Source organism: Caldicoprobacter algeriensis (assembly GCF_023838525.1).
Lineage (GTDB): Bacteria > Bacillota > Clostridia > Caldicoprobacterales > Caldicoprobacteraceae > Caldicoprobacter > Caldicoprobacter algeriensis.
Map to the genome: position 1 here is coordinate 12,328 of NZ_JAHUQD010000018.1, position 16,341 is coordinate 28,668.

The following is a 16,341-nucleotide window of genomic DNA, read 5'->3' on the forward strand; positions in this document are numbered from 1 at the left end:
CATCATCTGGCATCCCAGTTTTGATTCTAGCATCTCCGTATCCTTAGACTTCTTAAAGTAAGCTTTCCTTTAAAATCCTGACCACCATGTTGACTCTGTTAAAGGGCGTTACCAAATACAATCCGTCGACATACCGCTTTATGCTGTTTATTAGCTCAACCGCTATCTCAATCCCCGTCTCCTCAGCCTCTTCCCTGTCCATATCCGGCCTAAAACGTTCAATATAATAGGAAGGTATGGATATCCCGGGTATCTCGTTACTCAAAAACAGAGCATTTTTGTAGCTAACTATGGGCATGACCCCTCCCAAGATTTTTACCTTTTTCCTGGCCTTAAGCCCGGCCAGATACTCTATGACCTCAGAAGCAAAAATAGGCTGCGTCAGGAAAAACAGGGCCCCGTTTTCCATCTTGCGCTCCATTCTGGATATCTCGGCATCCCTGTTTTGAACATTGAGATTCAACGCCCCGCCTACTATATAAGGGTCCTGGCTGAAAAACTCGCTGTTCATCTCCTGTATAAGAGCCATGAGCTTAAATGAGTTTAAATCAAACACGCTTTTTACAGAGCTCCTTTCGGCTTCCGGTATAGGATCGCCGGTCACAACCAGCAAATTGCGTATCCCTTCCGAATATCCCGCAAGTAGCAACGACTTTAGGCCAATTAGGTTATGGTCTCTACAGCAAAGATGGGGTATTACCTCTATGCCCACTTCCCTCTTTATCTTTGCAGCCAACATCATGGAATTAAGGCGAGGCCGAGCCAGGGGCGAATCAGCCACGGTAACGGCAGCAACGCCGTTTTGCTTTAAAATCGCGGCCCCCTCCATGACCTTTTCCACGCTCGCATCAAAAGGCGGGTCAAGCTCGACCACTACTGGGAATTTCTCCTCATCAAGCCTTGGATAAAAATCATTTTTATGCACAGCAATATGCCAGACCTTGCGTGCGGGTGCAGATGCCTTGCGCTTCTCACCCGTAAACTCAGCCAGCTTATCCCGCATCCTGCTTATGTGCAGCGGCGTTGTCCCGCAGCAGCCACCCAGTATTTTTACGCCCAGCCTGGCCACATCCATTATCACATCCGAAAAATATTCTGGATTTTGCGTGTACACCGTTCTCTGGTGTACGATTTCTGGATAGCCGGCATTGGGCATGGCCGACACTATATCGCCCGAAAAGTCCACAGACTTTATGTTTTGATAAAGATGCGCAGGCCCGACACCACAGTTAAAACCATACGCATCGATATACGGTATGGCCTTTACCTCTTTAATAATCCTGGAAATGCTTATCCCTTTCCTGGTATAGCCGTCAACCGTTGTGGCAAACTGAACCAAAATAAAAGCTTGATCGTTTTTGCTCTTTATATACCGGCTAACCTCGCCTAAATAATCGGTGTTGCTTAAGGTTTCCAGTATAAATATATCGGCTCCCACCTCAATAAAAGCGTCCACTATGAAGCGGTACTCATCCAAAATGAATTCGGGGTCCATTTCCTTTTTACCGACAGTCATCTCTGGTATGGGCCCCATATTTGCAGCAATAAATACCTCTTTCCCCCGGGTAGCCTGCAATGCAATCTCATAACCCTTGGTTATGATGCACTTTAATTGCTCTTTTGAAACATCCAGTGCCAGGGTATTTGCAGAAAAGGTATTGGTCCGTATCAACCTTGCCCCTGCCTGGATATACTCCTCATGGATAGTCCTAATGACCTCCGGCTCAGCCTCATTGGCCAGCTCGGAAAAAGCAGCATCCTTGCCTGTTATCTGGGAATAATAGGTCCCCATGGCACCGACAGCGAGGAGTATATTGCTCTGTAAATAATCCTTTATCCCCATCTACTTCATACTCCCTCTTGCCGTTATATCCAGCATATACATTCAGGCATTTACCATTATATTTATTCATTTTACTTAAAAGGTTTAACAAATACAAGTACAAAAATCATTTCCTTATTAACCAGCGTTTAACCCAGGAATGCTCAAAATTGTAAACAGAACATCATCTGACTCCAAATTCATCTTTAAACCATACTCAATTAAACCTTCAATAATCTTAGTGCTTACAGTTTTGGACAATCTAACTTTAAACAGTTTGTGGTTATAGCTTACCAGTTCGTATTGTGAAAGATCTTCTTTTACCTTATCTTTTGAGGCTTCTGAATCTATTTCTTTGATATTTCCTATACAGGCCACTATTAATAGCGTATTTAAACCACAATCAGGGCCAAGAAAATAAAAAATGTAAGGATATCTCTCTATTAATCCTTTAACCCACTTTTTTATAGAAGGTACCTTGTATATTTCTTCAAGATTTTCTATATATCCTTCAAAATTTAGCATCAATTTATTTCTCAAAACATTTCCTTTTTCCTCTGCTTGTTTTATAAATGAATCTATAGCGCTGTAATCCAATTTTTCAACTTCATCCCTCGTTATGACCAAATTAGTCACGTCATCATACAAAAGCTTCATTTTTAATCACCCATCTCCTCATTGTTAAACCATTTTTTTACAGCTTATATGTAAAGCTTTATACTGTTTAAAATATGCGGTAAAGGCACCTGAATATCCGCCAGGCCTGCTTCATACACAGCTTTTGGCATACCATAAACCACGCAAGATTCTTCGGCTTCAACAATCACATGGCCATTATATCTCTTAACAGCCCTGCAACCTTCAAGCCCATCATTACCCATGCCCGTAAGAATAACCGCCAGTAATCGCTCCTTATAAATTGGTGCTGCCGAATTAAGGGTGATATCCACAGACGGTTTATACAATATCTTTTCATCAAAGCTTTCCTGTACCTTTAAGCCAACTTTACCATCTTGCCTTCTATACAGCGTCGTTTGAAAACCAGCAGGTGCAATATAGATTTTCCCTGGTTCCAAAATATCGCCATTTTCAGCTTCTTTTACCCGTAAATTGCAGAAAGTATCAAACCTCTCCGCTAAAGCCCTGGTAAAGCCTGGTGGCATGTGCTGAATGACCAGAATTGGCACGCGTGTATCTTTTGAAAAATATGGAAGTGTTGACTGCAGCGCAGCTGGCCCCCCCGTAGAACAACCGATTATCAGCAAATCAACAACGTTTTTGGTGGTAGGCTCTTTTTCTATTCCTGGCGATTTTAAAATGTCGTCTATCATTTTAGAAACGCTTTCAGAATTCACCTTTTTTAGCCAACCGCCCTCGCTTTTCTTTCTGGCATTCTCAGCTACGGCCTTCAATCTTTCCAAAAAGTCCTTTACTACTTCTGGTTCAGCATCATTGCTTAAAAGTTGACCTTTCAAGTAAAAATCCACAGCCCCCAATTCCATGGCCTTAAAAGCCAATGCAGGGTCTTTATCAGTCTGATTGCTCAGCATTATCACTGGAACCGAGCAAATTTTCATGATTTCTTGCAGGGCCGTCATTCCATCCATCTCTGGCATTTCGATATCCATAGTCACAATATCCGGTTTTAGCATCTGAACCTTTTCTATGGCCTCAATGCCGTTTCTGGCAATTCCTGCAACAAAAAGCTGCGGATCCTTCTCAATCAATAAACCTATATACTTTCTCATGACCGCTGAATCATCCACTACTAAAACTCCGTATCGCTGCATTTTATACTTTTTCTCCTTTCCTATAATAAAAAGTGGAAGGGGTATAGATGACTTTAAAACCCGTTTTCAAGTGAATTATAGATTCAGCATGGCCTAAGAACAAATAACCGCCTGGATTCAATATATCGTAAAACGCATCAATTATTTTCTTTATAGCAACATCGTCAAAGTATATCAAAACGTTTCTACAAAAAATAATATCCACCTTACCCATTTTTTCCCTCAATTTATCATCCAAAAGATTCATATGTTTGAACTCAACCATTTCCATTATTGATTCCTTAACTTTGTAATAGTTTTCAAACTCGATAAAAAACTTATCATAAAATTCAGGGGGCATCCTTCGAAAGGACAATGATTTTTTCTTGTACAAGCCACTTCTCGCCTTGTACAACGCTTTCTTATTAATATCAGTAGCTATTATCTTCACAGCCCCTCTACTGAACAGTCCACTTTGCTGAACTAATATTCCAATAGTATATGGTTCTTCACCTGTTGAACAAGCTGCCGACCATATTAACAAGGGATTTTGAGGAGTATGTCCCACGTACTGAGGAAGAATTACCTTTTGAAACTCTTCAAGCGAATTTTCTTCCCGGAAAAAATATGTCTCATTAACAGTTATTAACTCAATAAGTGCATCCCATTCATTTGGCTCTACTTTAAGATATCCGCAGTACTCCCATGAAGACAACCCAAGCGCATTTAATCTTTCTTTAATTTTTGATCCTAAAGCCGAAATATCTCTCCTGTAATCAATTCCACAATAACTATATATCATCTCCGCCAATTTAGTTAGGCCAAACTCTTCTACCTTCAAGATTGTTTAGACCCCTTCCCAACCAAAATTTGTAAGATAGATAATTAGCGGAGGAAGAAAAGTTCCCCCCGCTAATTATCGTTTATTTTTATATTTTATTTGTTTATACTTTCCAGTATATCCTTTATTTCATCTACATACCCAACAAGTTCTCCAGCCGCGGAGGCTATTTTCCCCATTTCACTATTGCTGGCACCCACAACATCACTTATGTTAGACACAATCTGCATAATCTGCTCAACTTGGCCAATCTGAGCTTTTGTCAATTCTATAATATACCCAAGTTGTTCAACAAAGCTCTTCATATTAACAAGTACACTTTCGACATTTGCGCCCTGATTCTTAACAATCTCGGCAATCTGTTTTACCTGTTCTCGAGAATTGCTTACTCCCTGCACAATCTCATTCACACCTTTTGCCTGATCTTTAACCGCAGCAGCAATTTGATCAGCCTGTATTGTGACATTTTCCACTTCCTTCACTATGTTTTGCCCTTGCTTGGCCTGCTCCTTCACCGCTACCGTGATCTGCCTTACCTGCTCACGCGCATTGCTCACCCCCTTCACTATCTCCTCTACTCCCCTGGCCTGCTCTATCGTCGCCTGCGTCACCTGTGCCGCCTGGTTTGCCACATTGTCCACCGCCTGCACTATGTTTTGACCCTGTTTAGCCTGCTCCTTCACCGCTACTGTGATCTGATTTATTTCCACATCTATATCTCCAATCCCGCCAATAATCTTTTCTATCACTCTCCCCATCTCATTCCCCAGTTTAGTTCCCTGTTCTGCTTTTTCTTTACCCAATTCGATTGTTTTTATCGCCTGCTCCGTTTCTTTTTGAACGCCTTTAATCAAAGCTGCAATTTCCTTTGTAGCAGTGGCGGTCCTTTCAGCAAGCTTCCTCACTTCATCAGCAACAACAGCAAAACCTTTTCCGTGCTCTCCCGCCCTTGCAGCCTCAATGGCAGCATTAAGTGCGAGTAAATTGGTCTGCTCGGCTATATCATCAATTACTTCCGTTATGCTTCCTATCTTCTCTGAACTTTCTCCTAGACTATTCATCACATTACCAGCGTGGGCAATAGCCTCCGCAATTTCTTTGAGTGCAGACAAGGTATCCTGTACAGCTCTCTGTCCTGTTTCAGCCTCTTCTCTCAAATTACTACTTAGCCTACTAACATTCTCAGCATTCCCTGCTACCTGGTTGATGGATGCCACCATCTCCTGGATGGCTGCCGCCATCTCCTCTGCTGAGCCCTTCAGGCTCTCCGCATTCCCAGCTACCCCCTTTATCGATTTGCTCATCTCCTCTATCGATGCCGATATCTCCTCCACCGAACCAGCTGTGCTCTCTGCATTCCCTGCTACCTGATTGATGGATGCCACCATCTCCTGAATAGCTGCCGCCATCTCCTCTGCTGAGCCCTTCAGGCTCTCCGCATTCCCAGCTACCCCCTTTATCGATTTGCTCATCTCCTCTATCGACGCCGATATCTCCTCCACCGAACCGGCTGTGCTCTCTGCGTTCCCCGCTACCTGGTTGATGGACGCCACCATCTCCTGAATAGCTGCCGCCATCTCCTCAGCCGATCCCTTCAGGCTCTCCGCATTCCCAGCTACCCCCTTTATCGATTTGCTCATCTCCTCTATCGACGCCGATATCTCCTCCACCGAACCGGCTGTGCTCTCTGCATTCCCCGCTACTTGGTTGATGGTATCAGTCATGCCTTTCAACAATCCAGTGGTTTGTTCCAAAAACTTATTTAGCTGCTGAGCGTTCTTATTCAACTCGTTAATTGACTCCAAAAGTTTCGATAGCATTTCAGAAGTAGATTCCACTGTAGCAGATTGGTCACTCACACCTTTTACAAAATGCATAAAATTACTTGATACTTCTCTAAGCTTTTTCTCCAATACATTAGCTTCATTAACTGCAGTGTTTAGCTTTTGAAACACTCCAGAGTTTTTCATAAACTTCAAGGCAAGATTTTTAGAAATATTTGCCATTTACATTACCTCCTTTGTTGTAAATTTTTTTATAATCTTTACTCAAATTGGTGTATATGTTATTAAATGTGGTATAATTTATATTGAGTTTTTCAATACAGTGTTTTCTATTCATTTACAGCAATCAACTCATGATTGCTGTCTTTTTTGCATTCATCTTCCTTCATGTCCCTTTTAACTTTCCTTTCGCTTACCATCTTCATGATGCCTGCAACATCCAATATACAGGCCACGCTTCTATCGCCCAGTACCGTCGCTCCAGATATCCCTTCAACTTTCCCTATATAAGCTCCCAGATTTGTAACCACCACTTCTTGATTGCCTATAAGCTCATCAACGACAAGACCTAGGCGCTTTTCAGCCATTCCAAGCAAAACAATTAAGATATTTCTTCTTTCTTTAACTCTTGGAATTCCGAAGTAGTCATGCAACCATACTAGAGGAATGGCCTTGTTTCTTATAACCGTCACAGCCTGACCGTTAACAAATTCAATCGCCTTTCGTGGTTGCCTGACAATCTCAATCACATTATTCATCGGTATAGCGTAGGTCTCATTGCCAATCTTAACCAGCAGACCTTTAAGTATTGCTAACGTCATAGGGAGTTTTATGGGTAATTTTATCACAAATTTTGTGCCAGCTCCGGCATAGGTTTCAATATCGATCACCCCCTTCAACTTTTCAACGCAGTTCTTCACAATATCCATTCCCACCCCACGTCCTGAAATATCATTCACCTCGTTAGAGGTCGAAAATCCAGGCTGGAATATGAGATCGATGAGCTGCTGGTGAGTCATCGTATTTGCTTCTTCTCCCGAAATTATTTTCTTTTGAATGGCTACCCGTTTTATCTCCTCGACATCTATACCTGCACCATCATCCTCTACTGTTATGATTACATTGCTATCTTTGGGCAATGCTGATATGCGCAGCGTACCCTTTTCAGGTTTACCCAACCTCTTGCGGACTTCCGGGCTCTCAATCCCATGGTCTACAGCATTTCGGATGAGGTGAATCAACGGATCTGCAATATCCTCAACTATGGTTCTGTCTATCTCAGTCTCACCCCCCTCAAGTATAAGCTCAACTTCTTTGTTCAATGAACATGCCAAATCCCTCACAATCCTAGGAAACCTATTGAAAAGCTGCTGCACTGGAATCATGCGGGTCTTCATAATAGCCTCTTGCAACTCATCTATGAGCACCGATACATGGTTTGAAATGCTTATCAGATCATCTACTGTTTCATCGGCAGGATATTTGTTATGTAAATCATTTCCTGCTTGAGCAATTCGTATCTGCTCAATAACCAGTTCTCCTACTAAATCCATCATCCTCTCCAAGCGTTCCACTTCTATCCTTACCGTACGGCCCGACATCCTCTTTGCGTCATCAACTACCTTGGCATTCATTGAGACATCAAGATCAGAACATAAACTTCTATCCTCATTTTCAGACAACTTCATTATTTCGGGGGAATTGAATGAATAAGGAAATACATTAACCTCTTCTATATCCACCAATCCATTCCTTACTTCCCACTCCATCTCATCGGCGCCCATTTGTGTGATGACCAAAAACCAGACTTTATCAATCTCTTCATCCCCCATATCAAGCACATTAGGAACCATGCCTATAACAGTACCACGTTCATTAAGAAAATTCCTAACTATATAAGCCCTGGCCAACTTCATCTGACAGTCCCTAGCAATCTCCACTTGGCACACCAAGACATTCTGCCCTATATCCAGTGCCTGTTTTATCTGTTCCTCCTGTTTAGCATTGAGCACAAATAATTTCCGTGAAATATCAACCCCTTCTGTACCTTTTTGAGCATACGTATCGCTGCTTCCCGCTAAAATCCCTTGTAATTTTGCCATAATTGGACGTATGTCGGTTTTAATACAAAATCTATCGGCAACAAATTCATCCTTCAAAGCCTTTAAACAGTCCAGGCATTCTAAAAGAACATCAACCACAGGTCTAGAAACCTTAAGCCTATGGTTTCTAATCCTGTCCAACACGTTTTCCATTTCATGGGTAAGGACTTTCATCTGCTCAAACCCCACAGCTGCAGAAGAACCTTTAAGGGTATGAGCGGCACGGAATAACTTCTGTACTATTTCAGGGTCATCAATATTCTTCTCTAGTTCCACGATTCCATTTTCGAAAAGAAGAATCTGTTCCTCTACTTCACCAATAAACAGATTTATGATTTCAGGACTTTCAAATATATCACTCATATTACACCTCCTTTCTCACTCATGAAGCACCTTATCAATCTTTAAAATGCTTATCACACCCTCATCGGTTATTCCCATACCTTCAAAATAGGCACCATCAATTCCCGCTACCATCTCCGGAGGAGGTTGTATGTTAGAGAATCTCAGTACTTGATTTACCTTATCAAAGACAATACCCACCATCTCATCCCTGCTCTTTACCACGACTATACGAGTCTTTTTAGTAGTAGCATAGTTGGGCAGGCCAAATTTCTTATGAAGGTTAACCACTGGTATGATCTTCCCCCGGAGATTTATAATGCCCTCCAAAAAAGGCTTGCTGTTATGAACTGGCGTAATAGGCTGCATCTTGATAATCTCGTACACATCACCAATCTTTAATGCATATTTCTCATTTGCCAGCTCGCAAACAACATACTGGCTGCTCAAAAAGTCCCCCATTTCTTTTCCCCTCCTTCCACACAACTGTTCAGTTTATTATTCATTACTAAATTACAGAAAACATTCACAATCTCAGGGTCAAACTGTGTTCCACTATTCTTTTTTATTTCAGCAATAGCTTCACTATCGCTCCTAGCTTTGCGATATACCCTGTCGTGAGTCATAGCATCGTACGCATCCACCACAGCCAGGACACGACACGAGAGCGGTATCTCCTTCCCTTTCAATCCCCTAGGATAACCTTTGCCATCCCAGCGCTCGTGATGGAATAATATATATTCTGCTACTGCTGATAATTCCGGAATATTCTGGACTATACGGAAACCAATCTCACAATGCTGTTTCATTTCCTCCCATTCTTGAGGAGTTAGAGGGCCCGGCTTTTTTAATATATTTTCTTTTATCCCTATCTTACCAATGTCATGCAGCACCGCCAAAAGCGCCAATTCATCCAAATCTTTATAGGACAGATTTATTTCCTTTCCAATCATAAGTGAATACTTCTTAAGGCGCTCAGCATGTTCCTGTGTCTCGATACTTTTAACATGCAAAGTGGTAAGAAGGGTATTAATGACGGTATAATGATGGCTCTCGGCAACCATCAATTTTCGCCGGTACATAAACTCTTCAGCTTCTTTTATAACTTCTTCCAAATTCTCCTTCTGGCTTTTCTTTATTGCATACCCCATGACTAAACTCAACTGTACCTTTGTATCATTATCTATAGAAAAAGAGTTACTTTGTATTCTGCTAATCACCTCCTTAACGACATCCAAATCAGCGTGCAGCAAAATAATAAGGAATTCATCTCCTCCCCAGCGAGCAATTAAATCATTTTGCCGCACGCTTTTTTTCAAAATCTCGGCAGTCTTCTTCAGGAGTTTATCCCCTTTCTCATACCCGAAAATGTTATTAACAAATCTTAAACCATTAACATCAACCATAATCACTCCTAAAGGAAACTCATTCGAATTTTCTAATCTTTTAATGTGCTCTTCCATCATCTTACGGTTGTAAACACCCGTCAATAAATCATAGGACCTCAAACCCTGATCTCTATACCAAACTCTTTCGTCAACAACACTGCGAAATACTGCTATAGCGCCAAAAAGTTTTTCCCTATCATTTTTTATTGGCACCACTCGATTAATTATCACTGCCTTAGGTCCCTGTTTGGTATAAACTACAGCACGTCCAACCCGTTCAACAGGTTTTCCAGTTTTTAAAACCTTTGCTACCGGATTTTCTATCACCTCCTTGCCCGTCTCTTCGTCTACTATTCTAAAGAGTTGGTAAAAAAGCTTTCCTTTTACCTCTTTCTCAAATCCTATAATTTGCTGAGCTGATGGATTCAAATCCACTATCATACCTGTCTTTTCAATGATAACAATACCCTCATCAATACCCAGCATTGTTGTCTTATACACCAAGAAATCAACGACTTCCCTTTTACTCACCCCATGATTCCCTTCCTGACCTATATTTTCGAAGTGATTTTAAAATATCCCAGTTTAAGCAACTTACACGGCTTTTCACCCTCCTATCTATCATTGGCGTTTTGATAATCAAAAATGAAAAGACCTGTTTCACCGATCACCTAATGCAGCCCACGTTACCTTTTGAAGACACAGTGAAAACAGGTCTTTATACGTATAATTCCATATGTACAATATAAACAAATTTAACCATAATTTTACATTTAATACATTAAATACCCCCCCCCCCCCATGCGAACACACGTTCTCTATTGCATTGCATGCATAACTATGCAACTTTGATATCCCCATCTCACCTTTTATCTTATTGATCGAGATTTTTTTCAAACTACACACTACTATCATCTACCTATATCTCCCTTTTGTAAAATATTGTATATATATACAAACATAAAGAATAAAACTCTTCCCGCTAAATGCGAAAGAGATTTCATCCTTAATTAACATTTTTCATATTTAATTGTCAAATTATTGTCATAGTTCGACATCTCCTCAATTCTAGTCATAATATTACATCCTACGGAACCATATTGCAACAAGGAATAATTTACTATATTTTTGGTATTATATTCCTACTTTAATTATTCTAAGTAGTATCATATCCATCTTATACCATATATTGCATCTACCGTTTTCACAGCATTCGACAAAATTTTCGCTCAATTTACCCAGTTACTCCTTCTCTTTATCTCTCCTTACGGGTTAATCCTTGTGCTTAAAAATCACCCTTACCCCTTGCGGCGTATCTTCCAGTATAATTCCGCGGGCCTTAAGCTCATCCCGTATCTGGTCAGCCAGTGCCCAGTTCTTTTCCTTGCGCGCCTGTTGCCTCTTTTCAATCAAGGCTTTAATCTCCGGATCAAGCTCTTGCCTTGGGTCCTTCCTCAAAAGCCCCAGCACCCCTGTCAGCTCATCCAAAAGCACATAGGCTTTCTCCACAGACTGCCTTGAACTGCTGGCACTCAGATGAGAATTTATATACCTTACCATATCGAAAATGGTAGCCAGAGCATCGGCAGTATTTATGTCATCGTCCATTGCCTCCTCAAACCTGGCCTTATACCCCGCAAGCCTTTGGACGAAATCCCTTTCTTCCTCCGAGAGCTCCTTTTCAGCGACGTTTTCCATCATGTGTAAGAGATTGGCCTTACAATTGTACAGGCGTTCCAGGGCGCTCTGAGCCTGCCTAAGCATATCCTCACTAAAGTTTATAGGATTGCGGTAATGGGCCGAGAGCATGAAGAATCGCACCACTTCCGGATCAAACCGCTCCAGAATCTCACGAACGGTAAAGAAGTTGCCAAGCGACTTTGACATCTTCTCATTGTTGACATTGATATATCCGTTATGCAGCCAGTACCTTGCAAAAGGCTTACCGGTAGCCGCCTCACTCTGAGCAATCTCGTTTTCATGATGTGGGAATATGAGGTCCTGGCCGCCGGCGTGTATGTCAATGGTCTCTCCCAGGTACTTCATGGCCATCACCGAGCATTCTATATGCCACCCAGGCCTTCCCTTGCTCCATGGGCTATCCCATGCAGGCTCGCCCGGTTTCTGGGCCTTCCACAGGGCAAAATCCATGGGATTTTTCTTGCCCTCTTCCACCTCTACGCGTGCACCTGCCTCCAATTCCTCCAGCTTCTGGCCCGACAGCTTACCGTACTCCGGGAAAGCTGATGTATCGAAATATACGTTGCCATTTACCTCATAGGCCACGCCCTTTTCAATCAACTTCCTAATCATAGCTATCATATCGCTAATGTGCTGGGTAGCCCTGGGATGGAAGGTTGCCCTCTTTATGCCAAGAGCATCGGCATCTTTGAAGTATTCATTGATAAAGCGATCCCCCAGCTCCTTTACGGTAATACCCTCTTCATTGGCACGCTTGATCATCTTATCGTCTATATCGGTAAAGTTTTGCACAAACAGTACCTTATAGCCCTTGTATTCCAAATACCTTCTCAAGGTATCAAATATGATAAAAGGGCGAGCGTTACCTATGTGGAAATAGTCGTACACCGTAGGCCCACAGGAATACATGCGCACTTCCCCTTCACGCAGGGGAACAAATTCCTCTTTCCGCTTTGTAAGCGTATTATACAACCTCATTTTTCCACCTACCCTCCAATTCCTCTACTTTCTTTTCCAATGCGCTGATTCTATTCAATATTTCTTTAATCTGCTCAGCCACCGGGTCAGGCAGGCGTACCTGATCCAGGTCAATCTCATCTCTGGCGGATGCAACGCGCTTGTTATCCTTTTTTACTATCCTGCCCGGCACACCCACCACCGTGCAATTTGGCGGCACCTCGCTTAAAACCACGGCATTGGCCCCAATCTTTGAATTATCGCCTACCTTGAAAGGCCCCAAAACTTTCGCTCCGGCGCTTATTACCACGTTGTTCCCTATGGTGGGATGGCGTTTCCCGGTCTCCTTTCCGGTCCCACCCAAAGTGGCGCCCTGATATATGGTCACATTATTCCCTATTTCGGCAGTTTCTCCGATCACCACGCCCATTCCGTGGTCTATAAATAATCCCTCGCCGATCTTTGCGGCGGGATGTATTTCTATACCAGTGATAAATCTGTTAAACTGCGAAATGAGCCGCGCTATAAGCTTAAAACCCTTGCCATAAAACCAGTGCGCTATTCTATGCAATAGGATAGCATGAAACCCCGGATAGCACAATATGACCTCCAAAGCGTTTCTTGCTGCAGGGTCCCTTTCAAGTACGGCCTGGATGTCCTTGCGAATTCGGTCAAACATAAGTCTCCCCCTTCTGTAGAATTCTACTGTTAAAAATAAAAGCCTTCATCCCTGGATTCAGAGACGAAGGCTTCCGCGGTTCCACTCTGATTGGGCATGCTAGTTCACGCAATACCCCACCTCTATCGCCGTAACGTGGCATAGACGGTACCCCCTACTCGGCTACGACGCTTTCGGGGATACAGCTCCCGGGCGCACTTTCAGCACGTCCTGTATCCAGGGCAACTCTCAGCGCAGCCATTGCCCCTCTCTGTGGATTTGACATGCCTACTCTTCCCGTTCACCGCCGTTGTCATTTTTATTTATACCACACTTGATCTCCTTAAAACTATTTTATCGTGGTAATTCATTATATTACATTTCCTCTAAAGAAGTCAACGATAACATCTCTCCAGCCAACAATTAACTTTACTGAAAAAATTTTACTAACAGAATATTTGCTCGATAAAACAGCGTCTCCCCTTGAAATTTCCAGCTTACCACTATTATTTTATTTGTGCTTCAAAATTGATGTCAGTAACAAACACAGCCGATTTTAGCAACTTACATCCAAACAAAATTCCGTTTTAAGCAGAAAAAAGGCTTTTCTTATAGCAAAATCACAAATTTAAATTTATGTATACGGCATAACAGCTATGCACCGAACTTTTTAATGAGACTTTGAAACCATTTTATAAACTGGCCGATAGCTTCCCATATGCGCTGAAGTATACCCTTGTTTTCCTCCACAGTCCTTCGTATATCATCTAGACGCTGCGTGATGTTTTCCAGCTGAGAGGTTATCCTGTTTATATCCAAATCCAGCTTGCTTATCTTTTCCATGAGTTCAATGATCCTATTGATTTGATCCTCAGTAAGCTCTATGTTGAGCTCTTTGGCAATCTGCAGCACTATCTTCTTGATGTCCTCTGGGTTTTTGACCTTCTCTCGAACTACCCTCTCCTTTATTTCTTTTATAAGAGCCGCAGCCTTGTCCTTGCCGATGTCCTCGCCCAGCTCGCCGGTAGTTACCAGCTCCTCATTTGCAACCTTCTTGGCCTCTTCATCCAGCTCCTTCCCCGATACCTCTTCAAAAGCCTTCATTATGCCGGTGAGCGCCGCAGTCCCCGACACCATAAACGGGGCCGCAGCCACTACCCGTGCGTTTTCTACGCCGGCCGTAGCCATGGCATTGGCATACATCTCCTTTGTGACCCACCTTATGTTGTAGGTCTCAACCACCAGGCCTTCTCCTTCGGGCAAAGGTTTGACATAGGCACAGGATATAGCCCTGGTTCCTATCTTATCGCCTGAAACAAGCCCCTCCAAATAATCCCGCTCCTCCTGGTTGGTCACCTTTATTATCTTTACCTCATCGGCCTTCACGCCAAACAGCTCCAGCATCTGTTGCTGCTGTTTTTCGTTTAAATCCGCTCCCAGGCTCACCACTTCTTCCACTTGAGCCTGCACACAAGCCAACTGACCAATCAGCAAAGCCACAGCACAAAAGCACGCCGTTATCCACCTTTTCATATAAAACCCTCCCATCGGCATTATTGAAAATATGCCCTCACAGCTTGTGATCTGCAAAGCATATTTGTCCGCAAGTTCAAACCGTACACGCTTTAATATCCCAAACAAATCCAACCTGATATATACTTACAAATATTATACGGGTCAGAAGGCGAAATAATTCAGCCCAATATTGAACAGGATTTAAGCCAGCAGGGCTACAGCATAGGCAGCTATGCCATCCCCAGCACCTATAAACCCCAATCCTTCTGTGGTAGTGGCTTTAACGCTGACCCTGTCGGGCTGAATGTTAAGCTCGCGGGCTATATTCTCCCTCATCTGTTCAATATAGGGTGCTATTCTGGGCCTCTGGGCCACCACGACCGAATCGATGTTCTCTATACGGTATGACCTTTGCGCTATGAGCTCGCCCACCGAGCGCAGCAAAACCAGGCTGGATATTCCCCTGTATCTTTCATCGGTATCAGGAAACAGCTTACCTATATCCCCCATTGCTGCTGCACCAAGCAAAGCATCCATTACAGCATGGACCAAGACGTCGGCATCTGAATGCCCTTTGAGCCCTTTTTCAAAGGGGATAAAAACCCCGCCCAGAATCAAATCCCTGCCTTCCACCAGGGGATGCACATCATAACCCATTCCTATCCTCATATACCAACCCTCCAGCAATAAATTCGCGTGCCAAAATCAAATCCTCCCGCGTCGTAATCTTTATATTGCAATAGCTGCCCATCACCATTTTAACCGGATGCCCCAACCGTTCCACCAGCATCGCATCGTCGGTTCCACAAAATCCATCCTGCAGGGCCTTCTCATGGGCCTCCCATATGAGGTGATACTTAAAAGCCTGAGGCGTCTGCACAAGCCACAGCTCACTCCGCTCAGGGGTACACACCACAAACTGTTGCCCATCCACCTTCTTTATCGTATCCTTGACTGGGACGCCCACCACAGCAGCCCCATATCTATCGGCTGCACAAATGCTGTCCTGTATCATCTGACCGGTGATAAACGGCCTGACCCCGTCATGGATTACCACTATCTCAACATCCCCAAACCTCACAAGAGCTTTGAGGCCGTTATACACCGACTGCTGGCGTTCCTGCCCGCCTTCCACCACCAGTACGGGCTTTTTAAACTCATATTTTCGTACTATGCCATTTTTAACATGCTCAACGTCGTGAGGCGCCACCACCAGTACCATGGCCTCGATAACTGGCTGCTCATCAAACGCCTGAAGTACGTGTACAACCACCGGCTTGTCACCCAGCATCAAATACTGCTTGCTAACACCGGTGCCCATTCGCTTGCCCTGTCCAGCTGCTGCTATAATGGCATAATTTCTTCCTTTCATGTTTTTAGATTCATTCCTCCCCCTGCTATATACAGCAGCCTGCTAAATTGTCATTTGGTTAATACAGCCTATTATTAACCTATCTATTAA

Annotated in this window: 12 protein-coding genes, 1 pseudogene and 1 other annotated feature; all 13 genes and pseudogenes read right to left on the bottom strand. The window is 43.1% G+C overall.

Going from position 1 to position 16,341, the window contains the following annotated elements; all coding sequences use genetic code 11:
• Positions 1-52: 52 nt before the first annotated feature.
• The 13 genes and pseudogenes from KVG29_RS09930 to ispD all read right to left on the bottom strand — a co-directional run bounded on the left by KVG29_RS09930 (position 53) and on the right by ispD (position 16,251).
• Positions 53-1,843 carry a bifunctional homocysteine S-methyltransferase/methylenetetrahydrofolate reductase gene (locus KVG29_RS09930; protein ID WP_252228283.1) on the bottom strand — a complete coding sequence of 597 codons (1,791 nt, stop codon included), beginning with the start codon at positions 1,841-1,843 and terminating at the stop codon, positions 53-55.
• Between the two features lie 117 nt (positions 1,844-1,960).
• Complete coding sequence (locus tag KVG29_RS09935; RefSeq protein WP_252228285.1) at positions 1,961-2,479, bottom strand: hypothetical protein; 519 nt, start codon at positions 2,477-2,479, stop codon at positions 1,961-1,963.
• Between the two features lie 44 nt (positions 2,480-2,523).
• Entirely contained in the window at positions 2,524-3,612 is a 1,089-nt protein-coding gene (locus tag KVG29_RS09940) for a protein-glutamate methylesterase/protein-glutamine glutaminase (RefSeq protein WP_252228287.1), read from the bottom strand.
• Position 3,613: 1 nt separating this feature from the next.
• Positions 3,614-4,393, bottom strand: coding sequence for a CheR family methyltransferase (locus tag KVG29_RS09945; RefSeq protein WP_338084640.1), 780 nt, complete (start codon positions 4,391-4,393; stop codon positions 3,614-3,616).
• Positions 4,394-4,527: 134 nt separating this feature from the next.
• Positions 4,528-6,438, bottom strand: coding sequence for a methyl-accepting chemotaxis protein (locus KVG29_RS09950; protein ID WP_252228290.1), 1,911 nt, complete (start codon positions 6,436-6,438; stop codon positions 4,528-4,530).
• 107 nt (positions 6,439-6,545) lie between these two features.
• A complete protein-coding gene (locus KVG29_RS09955; RefSeq protein WP_252228291.1) occupies positions 6,546-8,681 on the bottom strand; it encodes a chemotaxis protein CheA in 2,136 nt (711 codons plus the stop codon).
• 15 nt (positions 8,682-8,696) lie between these two features.
• Complete coding sequence (locus KVG29_RS09960) at positions 8,697-9,122, bottom strand: chemotaxis protein CheW (RefSeq protein ID WP_252228292.1); 426 nt, start codon at positions 9,120-9,122, stop codon at positions 8,697-8,699.
• Complete coding sequence (locus KVG29_RS09965) at positions 9,107-10,579, bottom strand: HD domain-containing phosphohydrolase (RefSeq protein ID WP_252228293.1); 1,473 nt, start codon at positions 10,577-10,579, stop codon at positions 9,107-9,109. The genes KVG29_RS09960 and KVG29_RS09965 overlap by 16 nt, the downstream gene beginning before the upstream one ends.
• A gap of 741 nt (positions 10,580-11,320) precedes the next feature.
• Positions 11,321-12,727, bottom strand: a complete 1,407-nt coding sequence (cysS, locus tag KVG29_RS09970) for a cysteine--tRNA ligase (protein ID WP_252228294.1) — start codon at positions 12,725-12,727, stop codon at positions 11,321-11,323.
• Positions 12,714-13,397, bottom strand: a pseudogene (gene cysE, locus KVG29_RS09975) (serine O-acetyltransferase); the annotation flags it as partial. The gene cysS and the pseudogene cysE, both read right to left, overlap by 14 nt.
• Positions 13,398-13,441: 44 nt before the next feature.
• Positions 13,442-13,678 (bottom strand) — a binding site (T-box leader).
• A 340-nt stretch (positions 13,679-14,018) separates the two neighbouring features.
• A complete protein-coding gene (locus KVG29_RS09980; RefSeq protein WP_252228296.1) occupies positions 14,019-14,897 on the bottom strand; it encodes a DUF1002 domain-containing protein in 879 nt (292 codons plus the stop codon).
• 183 nt (positions 14,898-15,080) lie between these two features.
• On the bottom strand, positions 15,081-15,548 hold the full coding sequence (ispF, locus tag KVG29_RS09985) for a 2-C-methyl-D-erythritol 2,4-cyclodiphosphate synthase (RefSeq protein WP_252228297.1): 468 nt from the start codon (positions 15,546-15,548) through the stop codon (positions 15,081-15,083).
• Complete coding sequence (gene ispD, locus KVG29_RS09990; RefSeq protein WP_252228298.1) at positions 15,526-16,251, bottom strand: 2-C-methyl-D-erythritol 4-phosphate cytidylyltransferase; 726 nt, start codon at positions 16,249-16,251, stop codon at positions 15,526-15,528. The genes ispF and ispD overlap by 23 nt, the downstream gene beginning before the upstream one ends.
• Between the last annotated feature and the right edge of the window lie 90 nt (positions 16,252-16,341).